Below are 20,912 nucleotides of genomic sequence, written 5' to 3' on the forward strand. Positions count from 1 at the left end.
CAATAGTCAGCATCTACTGAACTATACAGTAACTAATGAACTGACAGAGCGGATTAGAAAGCTATAGCTTTCTAAGACACAGCTGTCTCGTCGAAATCACGACGGCAGGTCTGTGAGTCGTAGCGATAAATGGCGGTCTTCTGACACCGATATCTGTCGCTTAGATCGACAGCACTGGGATGATGCACTGGACACTTGGCAGGCGCACGCGGAGTGACAGGCTCTGCACTGTCCGGGCAGGTCGCTACGTACTGCAGTGAACCTGCCAGGACGTTCCTCAACACTTTCCAATTTGCGGAGGATTCCTTCGACCTCGCGCAGTCGGTGAGCACCGAATGTGGAATCTCGACCGATCAACGGTCCAGTAACCTCTCATAAGCCTGAAAGCCTATTCAAGGAACCTTCGGAAACTCGCGGTGTTCTATCTATGAACTCCACACCATGCCCGGCCGTATCGCAGAGTTCTTCTTATCTCAGGTCAGAGCATCGAGCCCAGGTCAGACCCGACCGAAGGGTAAACCGCCGGAGAGGACCTCAATTCGCGCGCCGTGAGCCCGTACTTCATGGCCAGGCTGATCGTGTTGACCAACTCGGCAACACCATGTCCGAACAGATGAGCCCCCACGATGCGATCACTCGATCGATCAACGAGGATCTTGACCGCCCCCGCCGTCTCGCCGACTCGATACTGGGAGAACCACCGGCTGGTATCGGTATACCTGACCTCGATATCCATTCCGCGCGCCTGGGCTTCATCTTCGAGCACACCCACCCTAACGAGCTCCGGGATCGTGAAGACCGCCGTGGGAGTCCCCGCATAGTCAGGCACAGCATTTCCTGACTTCAGAATGTTTGATGCCGCAACCTTGGCTTCCAATACGGCCACGGGGGTCAGTGGCATCCCTTCAGTATCCGCAGCATCACCGGCGGCATACACGGCGGAATTCGTGACCGACTGCAGATCAGCCGACACGTCGATGCCTCCTGGACCATACGCCACACCTCCAGCCTCAAGATCAAGCCTGGACAGATCAGGGACACGTCCTGCCCCATGAACGACAAGGTCCACCTCAATCATCGACGCGACGCCCTGCTGTTGAAGGTGCACCTGATACCCCGCGGGTGTCTCTTCCACACCGGTCATGCTGGTACCCGATTGCACGTCGACACCACACTCGGCGCCACGTCGGACCAGCAGATCCACCAGATCAGGGTCAAAGCCCTTCAACGGTCGCGATCCACGGTCGATGATGATCGGTCGGGACCCGGCGCGTGCTGCGATATGAGCGAATTCGAAGGACACGAACCCGCCTCCGACAAAGAGGACCCGCGGAGGAAGACTCTCGAGATTCAAAAACGCGGTGCTGTCGATCAGGTGCTCGTGGCCAGGAAAATCAAGCGACACAGGCGTGGCACCGGTCGCGATCAGGATCTTTGTTGCGTGATACCCCACCCCGGAGACCTCAACTTCGGTCGGGCCGGTGAACACTGCGGTGCCGTGGAGTGTCTGCACCCCGTGCGTCTTGAGCCCGTCTTCCATGCTGGCGGGCACCCCATCGGTGAAGCCGTGCTTATGCTTCATCAGCTGCGCCCAGTTCACCGATAGGCCCCCCTCATCGATGCCTTTATCCCCCATGAGATGTGCCGCCTCGAGGATCTCAGCTCCTCGGCGCAGAATCTTCTTCGGGTCACACCCCCGCAAGGCACAGGTGCCACCATAGGGAAGCGAGTCCACGATGGCCACACGCCATCCCTGGGACGCGCACTTGGTCGCTGCCGCGATTCCCGCCATCCCGGCACCAATAACCATCAGGTCGTACTTCTCGGGCTCCTCGTGCTTCCTCGTCATATCTACACCTTCTTTGAAGCGCCTCGACCGTCACGCAGCGGGGTGAATGGGATCCTCGGGGCTCAGGATTTATCTCGGCGTGAACTCAGCGTCTGCTAGCGCTGCGCGCAGCTGCTCCATGGTCGGGGCCCCGGCCATCCCCTCAGGACTCACATACCGGCGACACGACAGGCCCACCGCAGAAGAGGCCTCAGCGAATCTGTCGAAACCATCGATCAAAACGCTTGGGGAACCATGAAAGCCAACCAGCTCAGCCTCAGCATCGCTCTCTACCAGCTGCATACTCAGACTGATGTCGGAGCGCTCAGCACACAGCGCCTGGAGCCGCTCATGGGCGATCTTCCAATTGGGGCATCCCTCAAAGTACTGCAGCACGATTTCCATGACCTGACCTTAAACCTTACAGTCAGGTACAAGGTCAAGTCATAGGATGGGAGGGTGCTTATCGGAGAACTCAGCGCCATCACAGGTCTCGGACGTCAGACGATTCGCTTCTATGAACGCCAGGGCCTCTTGCCGGAACCAGCGCGAACGGGTGGCGGCTACCGTCGCTATGACGACCATGCCGTCGCACGGCTGCGGTTTATCCGTGCCGCCCAGGCTGCCGGCCTGAGCCTGAGCGAGGTACTGGACACGATTGAGCTCCGCGAGACAGGCCAGACCCCTTGTGGACACGTCTCAGGTCTTCTCGAAGAGAAACTCGCCGATGTCCGGGCACGCCAAATTGAACTTCAGGTGCTAGCCGCTGATCTCGAACAGACCCTTCTGGCAAGCCAGAAACTGGACCCGGCAGACTGTAGAGACGCTGAGGTGTGCCACATCGTAACGGCCTCCAAATCCTCCTAATCAGGAGATATGAGTCGTAGCGCTAAATGTCACTCCTGCTGCACCTGAGCGGGTCATCACTAACGAGCGGAAAAGGCTCAGATAGCCGTCCCGTTTCCTTGGTTGTGGGACACCCTCCACCCTCAGTCGGTCGACCACGAAACCATCGGCGCGTCTGCGTCCCACAAGTTATCCCCAATACTACGTCTCACCTATGCCGTACGGTCCGGACTACTGGTACTCTCGGGGCATGGAATTGGGATACGCACGAGTCTCGACGGCCAAACAGGATCTAGATCGACAGATCGATGCGTTGCGGGAGGTCGGCATCTCAGTAGACCGGATCTACGTAGATAAGAAGTCAGGGTCCACCGTCAATCGGCCCGGACTCGGCGCGGTGTTGGAGTATGCCCGCGACGGGGACGTGATCGTGGTCCACACCCTCGACCGACTCGGCCGCACGGTGCGCGATACCCTGAACCTGATCCATGACCTCGCCGAGCGGGGAGTGGGGGTCCGCAACTTGGCTGACCCGATCAAGGTCGATTCATCGAACCCCAATGATCCGATGGCGCAGCTGGCTGTGGTGCTGCTGGCACTGTTCGGACAGATGGAACGGACCTACACCGTGGAGCGCGCGGCCCATGCTCGGGCGGTGGCCACAGCGAAGGGCCGACGTGTGGGGCGGCCTTCGGTGGTGGACCCAGACAAGCTGGCCTACGCCATCCATCTGCGGGATGCGGGGCACACCATTGCTGAGATCGTCGCGAAGACGGGGATCACCCGGACGAGTCTGTATCGGCACCTGCCACCGCGGCCGTCTGAACCGGTGACCGCTGCATGGGAGACGACGTCGGTTCCCAGACCGGGTGAAGAACACTAACCTCCCGGGTCGAGGTCGTTGTACAGGAGGCCGATGGGCAGAGGGGTCTTCACGGGCTCTGTCGTTGGCTCTAGGGTGAGGTGCGTGCGGTGATTGATTCGCCTCCATCGCGCAGTTGTATGTGGAATGGTAGAAGGCCTCGTCGAACTCGCTTCAGTTCGGCGGGGCCTTCGCCATGTCACCGGCAGCACCTAGGCTGAGCGTGCTGGTCTGGTCTGCCCATGGGCTAGTCCGGTTCCCTTTCAGGGGATGCGATGAGGTGATGCCTCGTCAACGTTTATAGCCGTTGGCGAGGCATCACTGTCGCTGCGGGTGCCCGCGAGGCCGCCATCAGCGCCACAGAGCTGAGGGTTGGAGCGGTTCTCCAAGAATTTTCTACAGGCCGATCCACGTAGGGCTCAGTTCTCGGATTGCGCGATGAGTTGGGCGGCGTGTTCGCGGAGGTATTCGCGTAGTTCTGGGAGGGCGAACTCGAAGCGGCCGTAGGTGGCTGCGGGTTGGATCATGCCAGCGCGGATGAGTCGGTCCCGGTAGACGCTGATGTAGTTGCTTCCTTCGCCCATGCGGTTTTGCATATCGATGGCGCGGGTTGGTCCGTTGTCTTGAGACATGTGGGTTAGGAAGGTGCGGTCCACGGGGGAGAGGTCTGCCAGGGCTGGGGCGTGGACGAGGTCGCCGAGACGCTTGCGGGCTTTGTCCTTGCCGGCGGTGACGTGGGCGCTGGTGACTTCGCCGGTCTTACCGATGCGCCAGGTGTGGTAGCCGACGAGTTGGATCATGAAGGGGTAGCCTCCGGTTGCCTGGGCGCATTCTAGGGCGATTTCGGGGGAGATGCTGCGGTCTGTTTCGGTGAGGGTTTTCTCGAAGGCGGCTGCGACGCTGTGCAGGGGGACTTCTTCTAAGGAGGTGCGTTCGGCTCGGCGCATGAAGGTGCTGACTTTGGGTTGCTGGGCGTTGTCAGAGATCATCTTCTCGACAGCCTGAGGGATCCCAGCCATGAGAAGCCCGATGGGTCGGTCTTCTCGGATGAGGTGTTGGGTGATCGCGGTGAGCTCGTCGAGCTCGGATTGAGGGATGGTGTGGATCTCATCGACGGTGATGATCAGCCCGGTCTGACCGTCGTGGAGGTCGAGGGCATCGCAGAGCATGCCGATCTCCTCACGAAGTCCGGGTGCTGCTCGGTCGGGGGATTCCAGGTCTAGGTTTGCTCCTCCGAGGGGCCCCAGGTTGAGTCCTGCTCCGGTGATTCTCCGGCGAGACGGTGTGCCCAGTTCTTCGCGGTGTCGTCGTACCGCGGTGGTGAGTCGCTGGATGAGTTTCGGGGTGGCGGTCTCGTCGATGACGATCCAGCCCTGCTGCCGAGCCCGGCGCCCCATTTCGGTGAGCAGGACGGTCTTTCCGACCCCTCGGGCCCCGGTGATGAATTGCAGCAGGTAGGGAGAGCCGGCACCGTCTTCTAGGGCTTCATCGAGGTCCTCCAGGACGGATGGTCAGCCTTTGTGTCCTTTATATCCTTTATAACTGGAGTCGTCCATGCTCTGGCGTGAAGAGGGTCTGCGGTGAGGCGTCGAGGCACACGCGAGGGGTTCTCCACCTCGGAAGCCCCGCAGGCGGAGCTCTGAATGTGGTGTGGGTGGTGGACTTTCAATTCGACGCTGATGAGATTTGCCGGATGGTCAAGATCGCCTCGGTCGTCGATAGGCACACCTGCGAATTCCTGGGCGGGATCGTGGCGCCCAGCATCATTGGTGGTGACCTCCCGCGTGGAGAGATCGGGCTGATGTCCCGGTCGAGTTCGATGAGCACTACTATCGTCAGCACACCGTCCCGGCGCCACTCAACCTGGGACAGACCAGAGCCTGGATCAAACCCGTTCCGAGACCATGTAGAACAGACCGTTTCCAATGGTGGGTATGTCGAGTCGACAAGGGGTAGGGGGAAGTCAGTGTGCAGTGATCGTGGGTCCCGGCTACGGATGAATTTCAGTGGAGAAGGTCTCCGTGACCCTGCCGGGATGCTCGACGCTGAAACCCAAGAGGTCCGAGCTCGTTGGAAGGCCCTGGAGCTGCCGGGCCTGGTCGATATTCATACCCACTTCATGCCTGATGCGGTGCTGGGGAAAGTCTGGTCATTTTTCGATGCAGTGGGCCCGAGTCTTGGTCAGGACTGGCCGATCACCTACCGGCTCCCGGAGTCCGAGCGGGTCGAGATTTTGCAGAGTTTCGGGGTGTGTGCTTTCACGTCTCTGAACTACGCGCATCGTGCGGATATGGCTTCCTGGCTCAACGACTATTCCTTTCGGCTCGCCTCTGAGGTGCCTGAGGTTGCGCTGAGTGCGACGTTTTACCCGGAGCCGACTGCGGCAGAGTATGTGGCATTAGCCCTCGACCGGGGAGTGCGGGTGTTTAAGATTCATGTCCAGGTCGGGGCCTTCGATCCCGGGGAGGCTCTGCTGGACCCGGTCTGGGAGATGCTGGCGGCTTCAGGGACCCCGGTGGTCATTCACTGTGGATCCGGGCCGAGCCCGGGAGAGTTCACCGGGCCGGTGCGCATTAAGCGACTGCTGCGCCGGTTCCCGGGCCTGCGCCTCGTGATTGCTCACCTAGGCATGCCCGAATACGCCGAGTTCTTAGACCTGGCAGCTCGCTTCGAGGGCGTCCATCTGGACACCACGATGGTGTTCACTAATTTCATCGAGGGTCTGCATCCGTTCCCCCGAGACCGACTCGGGCAGCTCAGAGAGCTGAAGGACCGCATTGTGCTTGGCACCGATTTCCCCAACATCCCTTACCGCTACTGTCACGCGTTGGACTCCCTGATCAACCTCGGCATGGGAGAGGACTGGCTGCGCGCGGTGTTCTACGACAACGGATCCCGCCTTCTCGGGACCCCTAGGACGGTGAGGACGGGACCGGAGGAATAGATATCCCAGCGACCCTGTCTCACTGCAGGCACAATCTAGGGCGCCTGCCGCGCAGGATGTTCACTGTGGCTAGCGATTCGGTTCCTCCCCGTCTCAACGACCAGCAGCGACCAGCAGCGACCAGCAGCGCCGAGCAGCGACGGGGGGGCTGAAGGTAGAGTCACCGGATGTGGAAGGTGTCGCTGCGGCGGTGCCTCATCAATCCTCGAAGGAGGAACGATCATGACGATCACGGTGAAAGATTCTGTTGTTGTAGAGGCCCCGGTGGAGGTTGTCTATCGCCAGTGGACGCAGTTCGAAGAGTTCCCCCGGTTCATGACTGGGGTGGCCAGTGTCCGTCACCTCACGGACACCCGGTTGTTGTGGGTCGCTGAGGTTGCTGGGGTTCATCAGCAATGGGAGACCGAGATCCTTGACCAGCAGCCTGAGCGCAGAATCGCGTGGGCAGCCACGCAGGAGACGGTCAACTCCGGTGTGGTCACCCTCAAGGCAACAGGCAATGACCGCACTGAGGTGCACCTGGAGCTGGAGTATGTTCCGGGAGAGGAGCCTGAGGCGATTGGTGATCATTTCGACGTAGTCCAAAATCGTGCAGAGAAAACCCTTGAGCAGTTTAAGGACCTCGTGGAGGCCGATGATGAGTCGGCTGATGGTTGGCTGGGAGCGATCGATGGTGAGCCTACCGGGTGAGCAGTCCTGGCCAGGGGTCCCCGGAATGGCTCCGGGGTGATCGAAGCGGACATAGGGGGCGACCCCGTATTCTGAGAGTTCGTCAGTCGAACGCCCAGTAGATCGTCGGGACAGGGTCGGGCTCGAGGCCAGGGGCTGCCCTGAGGCCACAGTCGGCCCCCCTGAGTGGTGACCACAAGTGGAGAGGCGAGCTCGATGCCAAGCGGCGAGATCTCAGCAACGACGGTGCGTCAATTACTGCACCCCCTAGGGCTGTCCCTCTGTGAAACTCTGCCCCTGGACAGCGCCGAGCAGATGCTTCGCGAGTCCGGGTCTGGCTATGTGGTGATCACGAACATGTCTGATCAACCTATCGGAGTGATCACTGACCGAGATATCCGTGAAGTGAAGCTGGCTCGGCCAGAGAAGTGGGCCTCACGACGATGTGCCTGCGCAGTGCAGGTACATCCCGCGCTGCAAGCGGGGATGGTGATCGATGAAGTCATCGAGCTGTTCAGCTATCAGGAGATCCGGCCTCTCCTGGTTCGTGAGGGCCATGAGGTGATCGGGGTGCTGCGTCCTACGGAGGTGTTCCAGTGGGCCGCCGAGCACAGACCCGAGGCCCTGGAGCTACTGGCCCTCTACGCTCGACGCCACGAGACGCTACCGACCCCCGACTGATTCCAATCCCGATTAACTTTGGCTCCACCCCAACGCGGGCGCGACGCATCTACTCCACCAGGCATCTACCTCCAGAGCCCGCCCCGGGGTCCAGCAGGGTCGTCTGTGCTCTCTGTCACAAGACACTCCGTGGTGGTAAGACCTCCTATCGCAAGTGGATGCGGTTGTCCTTCTGTAGGGTCTCCGTCATCCGCGCGACCATCTGTGAGTATTGCTCTTCGTCGACCTCGGCGTGGTGGGTGAAGCTCACATGGGCGTGTGGTCCGACCCAGAGGGTGAGCGTATGACCTTCCGGGACCTTGGGCTGATCGTTCTCGGCGTCTCCTCCACGCAGGCCTTCGATGGCTACGCCTTTGCCTTGCGCGAAGTGTTCCACGATGACTGAGTTCATTGCCTTTGCGACGGCGTCTGATAACCCCATCTGATACGTCGCTCCGTGTTGCATGATGACAATTCGTCCCATTTGGGTTCCTCCTGATCTGGATTCCTCGCTACTGGGCCTAGTGACACGTCGTGCCACGCCACCGCCTCACCCTGGGGTGAGGGCGTTATCGCCACATCTGATCAGTGGCACTGACCCTGTGGGTGATCGAGGTGTGTGATCCCGATGAGCGTAGTTCCCCTAGCGGATGCCGACAAGGACGGGTGGACCGGTGAACCTTTTGGAGGGCCGGTGAAACCAGAACAGACCACAGTTGTATCTCTTGAGGATCTGGTCTGTAGAGAGTCTCTAAAGCATCTTGGAAAAAAGGAAATGATGGGAGCGAGGTCTGTGTGGTAGCACAGTCTGCATGGGTCGCTTAATGGGGCCTTGACAAATGTCTTTTAGAAGGATTGTGAGCGTCTTGAGGTCGGGGATCCTCAGGCGTTCTTGTACGACGGGTTTGCCGCACCGATAATGACATCTTGACCTCACCTATCCAGGGCGGACCCGACCGTGTTCGTGACATGCTTCCTGTATGTCTCCTTCAAAGCCCCCGGATGGGATGAGCACCACCCTTTCGCCTCGGAGCTTTGCTCTTCTGGCCCGTGCGGACATTTACTGGTGAGGATTTCTCAGGGTGACGTGCCAGCATTCGAACGCCTGTGCCAAGAGCGCTGTTCGACTCTGTGGGTGGTGTTGTTGAGGTGTCTTCGCGATCGATCGTTGGCCGATGATGCTCTACGGGAGGTTTTCGCCAGAATTTGGTTTGACTGTCGTGACTTTCAGTTTCAGCCGCAATCGGGGCGAGCATGGCTCACGCTGTTGTGTCGTCAGCGTGCTGGGTCCAGCAGTCGAGAATCCCCGGAGCCTGGCCGTGGAGGGCCTGGTCCGGAGCAGGGATCTGAGTGAGCTCTTGGGCGTGGGTTCGCAGGTGCGAATTGATGTGTGTGAACCGCGCCGGCTGAGCGGGGCAGGGTGATAGTAAATTGCCTTGCCCCCGTGGTCGGGGCGACCCGATGAGGGAAGCAACCGAAGCCTTGGCCTTCCGTGGGGGGGGGGGTTGTGTGGCTCAGGAGGCGCGCCCGGGGGCGTCGAGTCCTCCGGTACATGAGGCCCCGGGTTCCGGGGCGTTGGGGGACTGCCAGTATTGGCTCACGAATTGTTCGACGCGCTCATCGTCCGGGGTCTCCACGGCCATTTGCGCACCCCAGGCCGAGAGTGTGATGGGGGAGTCCATGTCCTGGTACGGAGAGAGCACCACATAGGTCTCTGGTAAGGCCGATTGCAGTGTGTCAACCTGGTCCTGGGGTACGGTCTCGGGGTCGTAGGTGACCCAGATGGCCCCGTGCTCCAGGGAGTGTACGGCGTTCTCCTCGGGCACCTCTTGGGTGTAAGTTCCACAGTTGAGCCAGGTGCTGGAGTGGGTGCCACCGACAGGAGGCCCCTGGTCGTAGTCCACCGGGGTGGACACGTGTTCGGCGTCGAGATCCTCGAAAGTCTCGAGTCCGGCGATCTCGATGTCCTGGCGCGCCTGTGGCGCAGGGTCATTGACCACTGCGACTGCGACTAAAGTCCCGGCCACGGCGAGGGTGGTGATTCCGCCTGCGCTCCAGAGGAGTTTCCTTTTGCGGGAGGCCCGGGTTTCGGTGGCCCGGTGGGTGGCGAGGAGTGCCGCTCGATCCTGCCGTATCGGGTTGGAATTTTTGTTACGGTCCATGGTGCGATCTCCTCATAGGATCAAGTGGGCCTCGAGGGCCCAGCTAGTTCTTCCACGTGCATCGGGGATGACGGTCACCTGAACCACGCGTGACCTCTCCCTTACGGGGAGGTCCGCGGGAACTTCAGCCCGTGGTACCGGTTCGGGAAGAAGACGGTGACGTCGCAACCCGGTAGGGAGCACCTTAGGATTCCAGCGAGAAGGGCATCCAGGGGTTCTTGGTGAGGTACGCGAGGGTGGACTTCACCTGATCCTCCGGGGGAGCTGGTGAGTGATCTACGGGGAACTCAAGACTGAAGTCTGCGCTTGAGCCCAACACGGTGAAGACGTAGTGGTCGAATCCACCTTCTTTAGTAATCGTTCGCTGGCGGATCTGAAGTGGTGTGGCTTTTCCTTGACTGGCTCGAGCGGTGATCACAGCGCGCAGGATGGACGCTTTCAACGAGGGGACTCCTACTCTGTAGTGTTTCCCTCCGGCGCTGAAACGCAGTGTCGCGTGCTGGGTATCCACGTGGGTGCCTTTCTGGGGTTCGGGCTGAGACGTTGATGTCGCGGCATCACCTTCAGCGAGTGGTCACCTTTCTCGGCGCAGAGTCTGGATCACCGTCCAGCTTCCGCAGTGAGGCGGTGGCGCTGCTGAGTCTCTCGTGTGGTGAGGTGATCAGTCCTGAAGGGTGCCGATCTCGAACTCGGTGAGCTGCTCCTCAGGGCCTTCGCTGCCGCCGTGTTGGCCTTCGAAGGCCTCGGTGGCATCAGTGCCGCATAGCCCTTCGATCCGGTCGGCTCCTCCTGGATGATCTTCGATCCAGTCGGTGAGGTCATAGACGGTGTCGTTCATGACTGCCCAGCACGAGTCGGGAGAGTTGTTCTCCTCAACTTGATCCAGGGTCAGGGCCTCGCCAGAAGAATCCTCGTCCTCCTCCTCGTTGTCCTCAGCCGGGCTTTCCTCTGCTTCGGTGTTCTCGTCCTCGGTCTGAGCGGGGTCGGTCTCCTGGGGTGCCGTGGTGTCTTCAGGAGTCTCGGCTTCTTGCGCGGTCTCGGTTTCGGGGGCGTCTTGGTCTTGGTCTGTGCCTTGCCCACATGCGGAGAGGAGCAACAAACTTCCGGCGGCGACGGGGGCCAGGAGGGATCGTCTCCAGTGGGTGTTTCGCGTGAGTGTGGTCATGAGTGCGCTCCTTCTGGATAGCGACTACGAAGTTGAAGCGAACGGGGGGCGTCGTTGTGACGCTGCCGAGAGAAGACCCAGACGGTAAGCCAGGTGGCCATCACTGTGAGCACCAATGCCCCACTGACGTGGAAGGTCAGTGTCATGGCGCTGCCCAACAGGGCCTGGAGGAACGTCAGGCCGAACAGTGCTACCGCGGTGATCGCAGGGACTACTCCGGTCTTGATCCCCCACGCACGGAGAACCAGCGCCAGCGCCAGCGCCAGCGCTGCGGAGCTGATGTGGATTCCTATGGCTGCTACGCCATGGACGTCGAGCTCCCGGGAATCTTGGATGACCATTCCTGCCGACGCGAAGAGAAACCCTAGGGCTGCGAGAGTAGCCAGGGCCAGGCCCCGAGCTGCAAGGAGAAGAGCTGGGGAGGAAAGCATGGGGTCTTCAGCTCACATTCTTGTTCGGGTCGGGGACTCGTGCAGGAAGGGGCGTTCTGCAGCGGTTACCGGGAGTGGTGATTGTTGATGGCCCGACATGGCGGTGGCCCCACAGAACCTGAAGGGATCTGTAGGGCCACCATCATGTCTTCATCGTGATCTGCGCCGTTGAAGCACTATGGGCTAGTCCCGAGGGAACTCGCTCACCATGCTGGTCAGGCGTGAAAGATCAGGACTCGACGGTGCGCTGGCGCATGAAGTACGCACCGGCACCGATAGCGCCGAGGGCGAGTGCTCCACCGCCGGCGGCCAGGGCCATGTTGGAGCCCTGGGCGCCGCCGGAGACGCCGGTGTCGGCGCCGCCTTCAGGCATCCCGTCCATCTGTGACGCGCTCAGGGTGCCGCAGGCAGCCGGAAGGGTCGCAGCGTTGGGCAGGGACTCATCGAGCTCACTCTGCTTGTTCGCGGCTTCCTCGGTCAGGACTGCCGGGTCCACGCCGTGGACCACGATCACACCGGTGCCATCGACGATGGAGGCCAGCACGTCATCGGGGATCTCAAGGTCGCGCTCGTAGGTGTAGCTGGAACCACCGGGGAAGCGCTCCACGGCGAGGCCGGAGTCAGCTGAGGTGTCGCCTTCAGTGGTCAGGGAGACTCCGATGCCGCCGTAGAAGGGTGCGCCTTCTTCGACGTTGATGGCGCCGTCGCCGTCCACGTCAGCCTCAGCTGGTGGGCAGAGGCCCTGGGCGCCGAAGTGGATGTGCTGGGCGTGGGGGAAGGGTCCGTCCATGAAGGTCTCGGCTGCGCCGTCGACGGTCATGTAGACGGTGGCCTGGTTGCCTTCGCCCTCGATCAGGACGTCACCGACGGTGCCGGAGTTGTTCAGGGGGTCCAGGCTGGTCTGGAAGGACCAGGACTCACTGGAGGTCGAGGTAGCGGCACCATCGCTGGATCCGCCGTGCTCGGAATGGGCCATGGCCGGGCCTGCGCTGAGCAGCACGGCGCCAAGCGCCAGGGTGGGGACTGCGAACAATTTGGATTTAAACATTTGAGGGACTCCTCATCAGAGTGGTGTGGCTATTTAGGCACTTGACGTGTTGTCACCCACGCCCCGTACACGAGGTTCGGAGCGAGATCGGGATCGGATGGTAAAAATCACAAGAACTTTTCTCAGATCACCGATCCGCATCGCCCAGGGGTGCCCGTCTGCTCGAGGCCGACAGGGAACCGGATCGTCATCTTCTTGGAGATGCCGGGGTGTATTCGGTTCGCGCGCCCAAGGGGGCTCTGGACGCGACTTCATCAGAGTAGCGCAGCTCACGGTCATGAGGGAAATGTTTCGAGGAACGAACTATCCACCAGTCAATGTAGAACGCTGCGTCTCGTTAATCCCACGTCAGCGCCTGGGAATTCCACTTCGTCGTCCGGGAACTAAAAATTCTTGTGATGAAAAGAGGTGGAAGCTGTCCGCCTCGGTGTGGCTCTTTGGCCCTTAGCTGGCGAGGGTGGCGTAGACAACATAGTTATCTTCGTACTCTCCAGTGGCCTGGTTGTAGCCGTCGCAGGTGATCAGGCGCAGCTCAGGGTCTTCGGTGTTGCCGTAGACCTCCAGGGTGGGGAAGGTGTCCTGGTCGTATTGCTCGGCTTTGGTCACCACGAACGTAGCGGTCTCACCGTTTTCTTGGTCCACGGTGATCTCATCGCCTTCGACGAGATCGGGCAGGTCAGCGAAGACTCCGGGCTCACCGAGGGAATCATCGACGTGACCCAGCAGCACTGCCGGGCCCGGATCCCCTGGGGTAGGCGAGCCGGTGTACCAGCTGGCGGGGGAGCCTGGATCTCCTGGGGGCACGTCGAGGGTGTTGTCTTCCCTGAGGCCCAGGTGCATCAGTTCTGAGCCGGCGTCGATGGCGGGAATCTCGAAGGAAGCTGGCGGGGCCGCCTCAGGGGCGGCTTCGAGGCTTTCTTCTTGGGCTGCCTCGGTCTCATCGGGGGTCGGCGTGGGGTCATCTTCCCCAGAGTCCTGGGCGTCCTGAGCGTCCGGGCCGTCGGGGCCTGTGTCGGTATCTGTTGGTTCCGTCGTCTCCGGTGTGCTCGCCTCGGATTCGATCGCTGCGGGGGTTGTTTCTTCGTCTGTGGCGGTCTCTGTGTCCTGTCCCGGCGAGCATGCTGAGAGTGACAGCATCAGTGCGGTGGTGAGGGCCACCGCGCCACGGCGGGGAGGGCTGTGGAGTGCTGTAGAGGTGGTGTCGTGGTGTTGACCAGGAAGAGGAGACACGGGGTTTCCCTTTCAGAGGGGACCTTCTGAGCGGCAGCGACCAGGGCTTGGCACTGACCACCCAGGAGTGGGTGTCCCACAATCTACATACACTCCCACCAAAAATGGGGGCAGGTGGGGATTGGGTGTCCGAATAAGACGGTCCACCAGATAAGACGGTCCACCAGCGAAACCGAGCCCTGAGCACCCACTGACGCATTAGGCCACCAAGGGCCAGCCCGTGCGATCAACTCGGCCCTTACCCACCCCCCTCTTGTTAGGTTCTGAGGCGTGGCCAATGTTGCGCGGGACCGGTGTCGCCGAAATCCAGACGAAGAGATCCCGGGAACAACGAGCCGTCCCCCCAGGGCCCGCTTCGGGGAGAGCTCGTGAGCGGTTAGCGCTTCTTCGCGTTGCGATAGGCCTCCACGATGCCTCGATGCAACCGCCCCCGGCCAGAGACCTCATAACCGTTCTTGACCGCCCATTTACGGATCTGTCGCGCTTCATTCTGAGGTGAGGGTGGAGCAACGGCGCGGCCCTTGCGGATGTAGCGCTTCAGCGTCTCGCGCAGCTCCTTGCCATGGTCCTCACTAAGATCGATCTCATAAAACCGGGCGTCTAGACCAAAAATGACGGTCTCGTTTGCCTCGCTGCCATCAAGATCGTCGACAAGAACTACTTCTACCTTCTGTGCCATTCAAAAAACTCACTGTTCAGTCGAAGATCAAGTCCGCAATTTCCTTGCGTCTTGGAATCCACTCCGACAGGGAACGGACCTGTAGGAGGTATAGCTAGCAATGCGTATCTCAAAAGATGATAGTCCACGACGCAGAACTCGTCGTACAGGGATTGACCAGTGCAGAATATGGTTCTGAAAAGACGGCTGCCTCTGCTCCAGGTGACGGGCCGCGGCTCGGATGAGAGACGAGTTCACGGGTCTGAGGTGTTCGGGTCTGAGGTGTTCGGGTCTGAGATGTACGGGTCTGGGGTGTTCGGGTGGGGGTGAGTTGGGTCGAAGTGATTTCGATACCCGTGGCCCGGTGACCATCGAGGGCGGCCGCGTTTCGAGCCGTGAGGGCATCTGCTGGGCGAAGCCCAACCACAACGACCACGAGGTTGTCTCCGTTGAGCGTGTAGTCGGTGACGGGAAAATTTCGCTGGGCGCGAAGAGCGTCGAATTCCTCGCCGGTTAGAGCGCGATCGAGCTTGACAGCGACATGATGCCAGACATCTAAGGGGACCTCTCCCCTGGTCGAACAACGAACCGCTTGTGGGGCGGCGGCTCCCGGAGTGCCTAGAGCAATACGAGACAGGCCCGGCACGGGCTGAGGAGACTTGTCAGTGGTGGGCTACCCGGGGAGCGATCTGTGGCACCAACCTCAGGCGACCCCGGGGGCGTTCTTGTAAATGGCCTGACTCGGGGAGGTGATGACGCTGTAGCGCCCCGGATTTCCGGTTTCAGGGTGTGATGTTGAGGGTGCAGCGAGAATTAGAGGCACTCAACGAATAGTCACGAAGTGAATGTGGAGTGTTCTTCCACAGGTGGACCTGTGAGATCCTTCGCTTATGTCTGCTGCAAGTTCCTCGGGCTCGGGTGCGTGTTGAACCCTTGTTCAGATCTCAGCAGCGGTGATCCGTGCGGAGATTTGCTGGTGAAGATATCCAGCGGTAACGAAGAGGCCTTCAGGGAGCTCTACCGACGTCACGGATCGATTCTATGGACAACACTGCTGGGATTTCTCCGAGACCCCGTGTTATCGGAGGAAGTACTTAAAGAAGTCTTCGCTGCAATTTGGATTGACTGCCGGAGCTTCCAACGCCAGCCCGAGACAGGGCGAGCCTGGTTAGTCACCTTATGCCGCCAACGCGCTAGGGCCCGGCTCTGAGACTTTTTCCCGACGGCTTGCGTCGCATTCCCGGCGTGCCGGGGGGGGGGTCGGTTCGTGATGCCCTGGGCGGGGGAGGGAAGGAAAGATCACCTTCGGTGGAATGGGTCGGGAGTCGTGGCGTCACCTGGGCGGCTACTCGGTGTGGCTGAGGCGTGGAAAGTCCTGAGGTGCCGGGATCCCTGAGTCACCTGGTGTCGATGATGTGCACTTCTCCCACTAATCTGAAAGGCCCCGAGATGGACACTCACAATGCGACACTGAGATTCACCGCGGGTGAGAAAAATTACCGACTCGGGATCTCTCGGTGAAAGCCTTTACCTTGCGTGCAGTAGTAGCAGCCCGCGTCGATCAGGGTAAGGATACGCCCTTTCAAGTGCGGCAGCGGACCATCACGAAAGAGGGAAGTTTCGATAACTATGTGTTCACGGTGCTTGGATCCAGTGCAGATTTCACCACCGAATTTCCCGTAGATCACTCCCCGGATCCCTTAGAGGCTGAGGTGAAAGGTGCCTTGGCGTATCTCAGCAGGTACCCGTGGAGGCCCTTCGTCGTGGATCTGTGACCTTGAGATTTGTGACCTTGAGATTTGTGACCCTGGGGCCTGTGGCCCTAGGGGCCTACACCCCGACCCTGGAGCTACGTCGTGGAAGACGGTGGGGCGGACAAGGAGCCCCGCCGACCGGATGCGTAAGTCGATCGACGGGGCCCCTTGCTCACTGCCCGTCCCTGGACGGGTCCAGCCTGGTCCAAGGACGTAGACCAGACTGTGTCCTGAGTCTAGGTGAGGTCAGGATCTCGTGAAAGCAGAATGCGGCAACGGATCCTGTGAGGTGAATCGGCCCTGGATCGATGACACTTCACGCCGGGGTGCCGGTTCGGGAAGAAGACGGTGGACGTCGCAACCCGGTAGGGAGCACCTTAGGATCCCAGCGAGAAGGGCATTCTGGGATTCTTGGTGAGGTGAGCGAGGGTGGATTTCACCTGATCCCTGGGGGAGCTGGTGAGTGATCTACGGGGAACTCGAGCCTGGAGTCTGCGCTTGAGCCCAACATGGTGAAGACATAGTGGTCGAATCCACCAGCGGTCTCAGATGGTCGTCGCAGACGGTTCGTATCAGTCGAAACGGCTGGTCGCATCAAGGTGTCCCGATTAGGGTGGCGTCATGGCACTCATCAACAGCAATGGATTGGCACACGTCCGGCTCACCGTCACCGACATCGCGAGATCGAAGACGTTCTATGACGAGGTCTTCGGCTGGCCTGCCGTGATCGACGCGTCGGAACATGCCGAGGACCCCGCGGTCCGGGCCTCACAGGAACAGTTCTACGGCGGCGTCGTCTACCAGACGCCCCAGGGCACACTGGTCGGTCTGCGCCCGGTGGGCGAGACAGGATTTGATCCGGACACTACCGGCTTGGACCACGTGAGCTTCGCCGTGGACTCCCGTGAGGCGCTGCAGGAGGCCGCGCAGGCACTGGACGGGGCTGGTATCGAACGCGGGGAGATCACTGACCTGCGCGACGCCGGGCTGGCGATCCTGTCCTTCCAGGATCCCGATGGCATCAACCTGGAGCTTACCGCGCCGCTGGGCTGACCCTCGGCACCATCCGCTGACATGACACCTGCGACCACCGCTAGAACCCGTCCACTGCTGCGGGGCCGCAGCTGTTCAGGCTCGGTGAGAGATCTGAGCGCAGCATTCTCGCCCTCGGTCAGCGCGCCGGTATCGGCGTTGCTTCTCGTGCTCTGTGATGTTTGTAGAGGCCCAGCGTCGGGATTCTACGGCGGGCTCGGGCAAGCTCTTCGTCTGGTTAACCGTCGCTCGGAAGTTCGCGGAGGAATACCCCAGGGCTTCTCTCCCTTCGTCATTGGTCAAGGTGGCGAGATCGAGCACCTGGCGCGGCACTCCAGAGCGGACCAGCTCACCGGCTAGCTGCGCATCATCATCTGAGGTGGCAAGGGCCTGGTAGATCATCGTGGTGAGTTCAGTGGGCGCTGTCGCGGCGATGGCACCTTTCATCGAGCGGCGCCGTTCGGATCTCAGCTCACCGAGGAGCGGCTCGGCCCGGTCGGGTTCGGTGGTCATGGCGTGTACCGCCTCTTGGCCGGTCCGACGGGGCAAGTGAATGGCTGGCTCATCGTCCAGACCAGCCCCGACGGCCGAGTCCGCGCGATGTCTTCTTCGATCCTTGACCGTCTTGGGCCTGGCGGTGTCGGTGCCGCACAGTCCTTTGAATCGGTCGGCTCCAGAATGGGGTCATGTCGATCGGGTGACCCTCTCACCTCGCAGTCCTAAGTGTCCACCGGAACGGCGAATACTATGTGGTTGTCCTCGTGGCTGCCTTCTTCTGCGTCAAAGAGTCCCGTACAGGTGATCAGACGCAGTTCATCCTCAGGCAGCGCGCCGAAGACCTCCCGGGTGGGGAAGTCGTCCTTGGCGAAGACCTCGGTGCGCTCGACTCGATAGTGGTGAACTTCGCCTTCAGCGTCGGTGACCGCCACCTCGTCACCAGGCTGCATCTCTACCAGTCGGTGGAACACCGCGGGGCCTGTGGTGGAGTCGAGGTGCCCGGCGAGAACGGTGGGTCCGCGTCCACCGGGCATGCCCCCGCCGTCGAACCAGCCCACCTCGCTGAAGTCTTCAGGGACCTCCATGGTCCCGTCCTGCGCGATGCCCAGATCGATGAGCGTCTCTTCCACACCGATGGACTCAATGCTCACCGCCACCGGCCGCACCCCGGCCTGCACTGCGGAATCGCGTGGGGCGGCCGAGCTCGAAGACCCTGAACTGGATTCAGAGCTGGTCCCAGTGCTGGTCCCAGAGTTGGATGCGGAGTTGGATTCGGCGTCGGGGGTAGCAGAGCCAGACTCGGTAGCCGAAGGCTCCCGAACTGAAGACTCCCCGGCTGGAGATTCCGTGGACGGGGTGCTTTCTGCCGCTGTCCCCGCGGTGCTCTCAGGTCCGGGTGCGCCGCAAGAGCTCAGGCTTAGCCCGAGCGCCAGGGCGGCGGCCACCCCGAGGGGCAGCCGCCGAACCCTGGGATCAGGGTGGCGGTGAAGGCCTCGAATCACGAGGTCTGGTTGCGCCGAATCAGCATGAAGGCGCTGGCGCCGGCCAGTGCGAGCACGCCGGCTCCGGCGAAGACCCCGATCTGGGTGGAGGACTGCTGCATCCCACCGCCGCCGGTCTCAATGCCATCCAGCGGGACCTGCATCAGCTGTCCGCGCACCACACCGGGAACGAAGTCCTCGGTGTGGGGATCCGCGTAGTATCCGGCAGGGTCGGCTTCAATCTCGGCCAGGCTGAAGCCTTCGCCGGTGTCCGCGCCGTCGTCGCCTTCGACTCCGGTCATGAACGGTCCAGCCAGGCAGCCGGAAGAGGTGCGCGGCTGGTCACCGATGGGCTCCGGATCGGGGAAGGCGATGCGCGGTGGTCCGGACTCGCCCGCGGCACCATCGTGGATATGCGTGGCAGTCAGGGCCGGGCTCTCATAGCCGCCGGTGACCCCCTCGAGGGTGATCTCGTAACAGATGACCTCTTCTTCTGAATTGATCCAGAACATGAAGTCACCCGTCGCGCCCTCCTCACCTGGTGCGGCTTCACCCTCAGCGTTGACCACCTGATCCGGAGTCGCCATGACCGTGAAGGCACTGGTGAACTCCTCGGGCCGATCGACCTCGGTGCCGGTCTCGGTGCTGGCCTGGGCCATCGTGGGGGAGAGCAGCAGCACCGCTGCACCCAGAGTGGCGCCGGCGCCGAGGGTTCTACGTCGTGGTGTCGTCATCATGGTGACTCCTTTGGAACTAGTGTGAGCTGAATCTCAACCCACACTGAATACTATTCCCTAGGGCGCGTGTTCATCCGATATGCCGTGTTTCCTCAGAGGGCACTGCCCTCTAGCGGCAGAGCGGCAATCCCAGGGGGCTTATTCGCTGTGCGAGGACCACCCTGGGAAGTGCCACGCGACTGCCGAGGTTGGGTATTCACAGTCCAGCAGGCGCTGGTGGGTCGTTGCGTTTCGACAGCGATAAGAGCTGACCCTACACAGCAAGCTGACCCTACACAGCAAGGCCGTGCAAAAGGGTTCTAGACTGTTGGTGTGAATGCATCGTAGACGCTTCTATCGACGGTGCTCTATTGACGGTGCGATTTTCGGCGCTTGGCGGCTTGCCTATTTTCAGCATTCTCTTTGCATCTGCAGGATGAGTGTTTCGCGTTGGCGTAGTCTCTTTATCTACCTGCCATCTGGATAAGAGGGCGATGACTGAAACCTCGGAACCCGCGACCGCGCAGCGGGTCCTCAATAACCGCTACCGGATCACCTCGCTGATCGGACGCGGCGGGATGGCTGATGTCTACCTCGGCCATGACCTCACGCTGGATCGCCAGGTTGCGGTCAAGATGCTGCGCCCGGATCTCGCGCGCAATCTCCAGTTCCAGGGACGCTTCCGCCGGGAGGGCCAGTCCTCGGCCTCGCTGAACCACCCCAACATCGTGGCCGTCTACGACTCTGGTCGCGCGCAGGTCGAGGATCAGGCCCATCACGAGGTCAAGACCCCCTTCATCGTCATGGAGTATGTCGACGGGGTCACGCTGTGCCATATCCTGCACGGAAATTCGCACTTCACCGAGACAATCGACACCGTCGACATTGACGATGAGCAGACCCGAATCTCGGGGAACTCCCACCACGCACAGCCGACCGGTGAGACCGACGAGACCCAGGAGGACGTGCTGGCCCTGGGTGACACCGGCCGGGTGCACGACGGCGAGGACCACCTGCCCGCCGCGCAGGTCGGCTCCCAGCTCCAGTCCAAGATCGACCAGGCGCTGAACAAGCCTCTCTCCGAACGCGAGACGGCCGGGTATATGCAGGGGACCCTCGGCGCGCTGGGCTACAGCCACGAGAAGGGCATCGTCCATCGCGACATCAAGCCCTCCAATGTGATGGTCTCCCAGACCGGTCAGATCAAGGTCATGGACTTCGGCATCGCCCGAGCCCTGGCCGATTCGGCCTCCACGATGACCCAGACCTCCGCCGTGGTCGGCACCGCCCAGTACCTCTCCCCCGAGCAGGCGCGCGGCGAAGTCGTGGATCACCGGTCGGATCTGTATTCAGCCGGCTGTGTGCTCTTCGAGCTGCTGACCAACCGTCCGCCCTTCCAGGGCGAGTCCCCGGTCTCGGTGGCCTACCA

22 protein-coding genes and 1 pseudogene are annotated in these 20,912 nt (G+C 61.2%); 9 read left to right on the top strand and 14 right to left on the bottom strand.

Annotated features, from left to right (window positions below; translation table 11 throughout):
* Window positions 1-478: 478 nt before the first annotated feature.
* Both I2487_RS11475 and I2487_RS11480 read right to left on the bottom strand, forming a co-directional pair.
* Window positions 479-1,849, bottom strand: a complete 1,371-nt coding sequence (locus I2487_RS11475) for a dihydrolipoyl dehydrogenase family protein (RefSeq protein WP_207172806.1) — start codon at window positions 1,847-1,849, stop codon at window positions 479-481.
* Between the two features lie 69 nt (window positions 1,850-1,918).
* On the bottom strand, window positions 1,919-2,233 hold the full coding sequence (locus tag I2487_RS11480) for a hypothetical protein (protein WP_058889638.1): 315 nt from the start codon (window positions 2,231-2,233) through the stop codon (window positions 1,919-1,921).
* Between the two features lie 54 nt (window positions 2,234-2,287).
* On the opposite strand from I2487_RS11480, the gene I2487_RS11485 reads away from it, so the two are divergent.
* Window positions 2,288-2,695 (top strand): heavy metal-responsive transcriptional regulator, encoded by a 408-nt coding sequence (locus tag I2487_RS11485; protein WP_083505049.1) that lies wholly within the window; start codon window positions 2,288-2,290, stop codon window positions 2,693-2,695.
* Between the two features lie 229 nt (window positions 2,696-2,924).
* Complete coding sequence (locus I2487_RS11490) at window positions 2,925-3,557, top strand: recombinase family protein (protein ID WP_207172808.1); 633 nt, start codon at window positions 2,925-2,927, stop codon at window positions 3,555-3,557.
* Window positions 3,558-3,955: 398 nt separating this feature from the next.
* Here I2487_RS11490 and I2487_RS11495 read toward each other — a convergent pair whose 3' ends face one another.
* Window positions 3,956-5,038: an ATP-binding protein gene (locus I2487_RS11495; RefSeq protein WP_207172844.1), complete on the bottom strand. Its 1,083-nt coding sequence runs from the start codon at window positions 5,036-5,038 to the stop codon at window positions 3,956-3,958.
* A 55-nt stretch (window positions 5,039-5,093) separates the two neighbouring features.
* On the opposite strand from I2487_RS11495, the pseudogene I2487_RS15550 reads away from it, so the two are divergent.
* The 4 genes and pseudogenes from I2487_RS15550 to I2487_RS11510 form a co-directional block, all read left to right on the top strand.
* Window positions 5,094-5,301: pseudogene (locus tag I2487_RS15550) on the top strand (IS3 family transposase); the annotation flags it as partial.
* Window positions 5,302-5,571: 270 nt separating this feature from the next.
* Window positions 5,572-6,480, top strand: a complete 909-nt coding sequence (locus I2487_RS11500) for an amidohydrolase family protein (RefSeq protein WP_207172810.1) — start codon at window positions 5,572-5,574, stop codon at window positions 6,478-6,480.
* Between the two features lie 222 nt (window positions 6,481-6,702).
* Window positions 6,703-7,170: an SRPBCC family protein gene (locus I2487_RS11505; protein ID WP_207172812.1), complete on the top strand. Its 468-nt coding sequence runs from the start codon at window positions 6,703-6,705 to the stop codon at window positions 7,168-7,170.
* A gap of 195 nt (window positions 7,171-7,365) precedes the next feature.
* A complete protein-coding gene (locus I2487_RS11510; protein WP_207172813.1) occupies window positions 7,366-7,830 on the top strand; it encodes a CBS domain-containing protein in 465 nt (154 codons plus the stop codon).
* 145 nt (window positions 7,831-7,975) lie between these two features.
* Here the strand turns inward: I2487_RS11510 and I2487_RS11515 are convergent, their stop codons facing one another.
* The 8 genes from I2487_RS11515 to I2487_RS11550 all read right to left on the bottom strand — a co-directional run bounded on the left by I2487_RS11515 (window position 7,976) and on the right by I2487_RS11550 (window position 14,524).
* Window positions 7,976-8,293 (bottom strand): hypothetical protein, encoded by a 318-nt coding sequence (locus I2487_RS11515; RefSeq protein WP_207172814.1) that lies wholly within the window; start codon window positions 8,291-8,293, stop codon window positions 7,976-7,978.
* Between the two features lie 1,030 nt (window positions 8,294-9,323).
* Complete coding sequence (locus tag I2487_RS11520; protein WP_207172816.1) at window positions 9,324-9,971, bottom strand: thioredoxin-like domain-containing protein; 648 nt, start codon at window positions 9,969-9,971, stop codon at window positions 9,324-9,326.
* 184 nt (window positions 9,972-10,155) lie between these two features.
* Window positions 10,156-10,413: a hypothetical protein gene (locus tag I2487_RS11525; RefSeq protein WP_207173051.1), complete on the bottom strand. Its 258-nt coding sequence runs from the start codon at window positions 10,411-10,413 to the stop codon at window positions 10,156-10,158.
* Window positions 10,414-10,632: 219 nt separating this feature from the next.
* Window positions 10,633-11,136 carry a cytochrome b5 domain-containing protein gene (locus I2487_RS11530; RefSeq protein WP_207172819.1) on the bottom strand — a complete coding sequence of 168 codons (504 nt, stop codon included), beginning with the start codon at window positions 11,134-11,136 and terminating at the stop codon, window positions 10,633-10,635.
* Window positions 11,133-11,477 carry a hypothetical protein gene (locus I2487_RS11535; protein ID WP_207172820.1) on the bottom strand — a complete coding sequence of 115 codons (345 nt, stop codon included), beginning with the start codon at window positions 11,475-11,477 and terminating at the stop codon, window positions 11,133-11,135. Before I2487_RS11535 ends, I2487_RS11530 begins: the two co-directional genes overlap by 4 nt.
* A 319-nt stretch (window positions 11,478-11,796) precedes the next feature.
* On the bottom strand, window positions 11,797-12,615 hold the full coding sequence (locus I2487_RS11540) for a GVDTG sorting domain-containing protein (protein WP_207172823.1): 819 nt from the start codon (window positions 12,613-12,615) through the stop codon (window positions 11,797-11,799).
* Window positions 12,616-13,059: 444 nt separating this feature from the next.
* On the bottom strand, window positions 13,060-13,752 hold the full coding sequence (locus I2487_RS11545; protein ID WP_207172825.1) for a class F sortase: 693 nt from the start codon (window positions 13,750-13,752) through the stop codon (window positions 13,060-13,062).
* A 469-nt stretch (window positions 13,753-14,221) separates the two neighbouring features.
* Window positions 14,222-14,524 (bottom strand): histone-like nucleoid-structuring protein Lsr2, encoded by a 303-nt coding sequence (locus I2487_RS11550; protein ID WP_207172827.1) that lies wholly within the window; start codon window positions 14,522-14,524, stop codon window positions 14,222-14,224.
* A gap of 955 nt (window positions 14,525-15,479) precedes the next feature.
* Between I2487_RS11550 and I2487_RS15865 the strand changes: the two genes are divergently transcribed.
* Both I2487_RS15865 and I2487_RS11560 read left to right on the top strand, forming a co-directional pair.
* Window positions 15,480-15,713 carry an RNA polymerase sigma factor gene (locus I2487_RS15865; RefSeq protein ID WP_518523719.1) on the top strand — a complete coding sequence of 78 codons (234 nt, stop codon included), beginning with the start codon at window positions 15,480-15,482 and terminating at the stop codon, window positions 15,711-15,713.
* A gap of 1,165 nt (window positions 15,714-16,878) precedes the next feature.
* Entirely contained in the window at window positions 16,879-17,310 is a 432-nt protein-coding gene (locus tag I2487_RS11560) for a VOC family protein (RefSeq protein ID WP_207172837.1), read from the top strand.
* 75 nt (window positions 17,311-17,385) lie between these two features.
* Here I2487_RS11560 and I2487_RS11565 read toward each other — a convergent pair whose 3' ends face one another.
* From I2487_RS11565 to I2487_RS11575, 3 genes are all read right to left on the bottom strand, one after another.
* Window positions 17,386-17,802, bottom strand: a complete 417-nt coding sequence (locus tag I2487_RS11565; RefSeq protein ID WP_207172838.1) for a hypothetical protein — start codon at window positions 17,800-17,802, stop codon at window positions 17,386-17,388.
* A gap of 206 nt (window positions 17,803-18,008) precedes the next feature.
* Window positions 18,009-18,437, bottom strand: coding sequence for a class F sortase (locus I2487_RS15770; RefSeq protein ID WP_345941413.1), 429 nt, complete (start codon window positions 18,435-18,437; stop codon window positions 18,009-18,011).
* Between the two features lie 347 nt (window positions 18,438-18,784).
* The gene (locus I2487_RS11575; RefSeq protein WP_207172840.1) at window positions 18,785-19,504 is read right to left on the bottom strand and encodes a CHRD domain-containing protein; all 720 of its coding nucleotides are present in this window, start codon (window positions 19,502-19,504) and stop codon (window positions 18,785-18,787) included.
* Between the two features lie 473 nt (window positions 19,505-19,977).
* Between I2487_RS11575 and I2487_RS11580 the strand changes: the two genes are divergently transcribed.
* Window positions 19,978-20,912 (top strand): protein kinase domain-containing protein (locus I2487_RS11580; protein WP_207173052.1); only part of this gene is annotated, 935 nt, incomplete at its 3' end.

Origin of the sequence: Nesterenkonia sp. E16_10, assembly GCF_017347085.1 — a bacterium.
In the GTDB taxonomy this organism is placed as follows: domain Bacteria; phylum Actinomycetota; class Actinomycetes; order Actinomycetales; family Micrococcaceae; genus Nesterenkonia.

What these genes read in the sequence shown, in the direction of transcription:
- I2487_RS11550 (WP_207172827.1), bottom strand. Translation starts at nt 14,524, where the DNA reads ATGGCACAGAAGGTAGAAGTAGTTCTTGTCGACGATCTTGATGGCAGC.
- I2487_RS11535 (WP_207172820.1), bottom strand. Translation starts at nt 11,477, where the DNA reads ATGGTCATCCAAGATTCCCGGGAGCTCGACGTCCATGGCGTAGCAGCC.
- I2487_RS11540 (WP_207172823.1), bottom strand. Translation starts at nt 12,615, where the DNA reads ATGTTTAAATCCAAATTGTTCGCAGTCCCCACCCTGGCGCTTGGCGCC.
- I2487_RS11490 (WP_207172808.1), top strand. Translation starts at nt 2,925, where the DNA reads ATGGAATTGGGATACGCACGAGTCTCGACGGCCAAACAGGATCTAGAT.
- I2487_RS11530 (WP_207172819.1), bottom strand. Translation starts at nt 11,136, where the DNA reads ATGACCACACTCACGCGAAACACCCACTGGAGACGATCCCTCCTGGCC.
- I2487_RS11520 (WP_207172816.1), bottom strand. Translation starts at nt 9,971, where the DNA reads ATGGACCGTAACAAAAATTCCAACCCGATACGGCAGGATCGAGCGGCA.
- I2487_RS11545 (WP_207172825.1), bottom strand. Translation starts at nt 13,752, where the DNA reads ATGCTGTCACTCTCAGCATGCTCGCCGGGACAGGACACAGAGACCGCC.
- I2487_RS11475 (WP_207172806.1), bottom strand. Translation starts at nt 1,849, where the DNA reads ATGACGAGGAAGCACGAGGAGCCCGAGAAGTACGACCTGATGGTTATT.
- I2487_RS11575 (WP_207172840.1), bottom strand. Translation starts at nt 19,504, where the DNA reads ATGATGACGACACCACGACGTAGAACCCTCGGCGCCGGCGCCACTCTG.
- I2487_RS11505 (WP_207172812.1), top strand. Translation starts at nt 6,703, where the DNA reads ATGACGATCACGGTGAAAGATTCTGTTGTTGTAGAGGCCCCGGTGGAG.
- I2487_RS11480 (WP_058889638.1), bottom strand. Translation starts at nt 2,233, where the DNA reads ATGGAAATCGTGCTGCAGTACTTTGAGGGATGCCCCAATTGGAAGATC.
- I2487_RS11565 (WP_207172838.1), bottom strand. Translation starts at nt 17,802, where the DNA reads ATGACCACCGAACCCGACCGGGCCGAGCCGCTCCTCGGTGAGCTGAGA.
- I2487_RS11515 (WP_207172814.1), bottom strand. Translation starts at nt 8,293, where the DNA reads ATGGGACGAATTGTCATCATGCAACACGGAGCGACGTATCAGATGGGG.
- I2487_RS11560 (WP_207172837.1), top strand. Translation starts at nt 16,879, where the DNA reads ATGGCACTCATCAACAGCAATGGATTGGCACACGTCCGGCTCACCGTC.
- I2487_RS11510 (WP_207172813.1), top strand. Translation starts at nt 7,366, where the DNA reads ATGCCAAGCGGCGAGATCTCAGCAACGACGGTGCGTCAATTACTGCAC.
- I2487_RS11500 (WP_207172810.1), top strand. Translation starts at nt 5,572, where the DNA reads ATGCTCGACGCTGAAACCCAAGAGGTCCGAGCTCGTTGGAAGGCCCTG.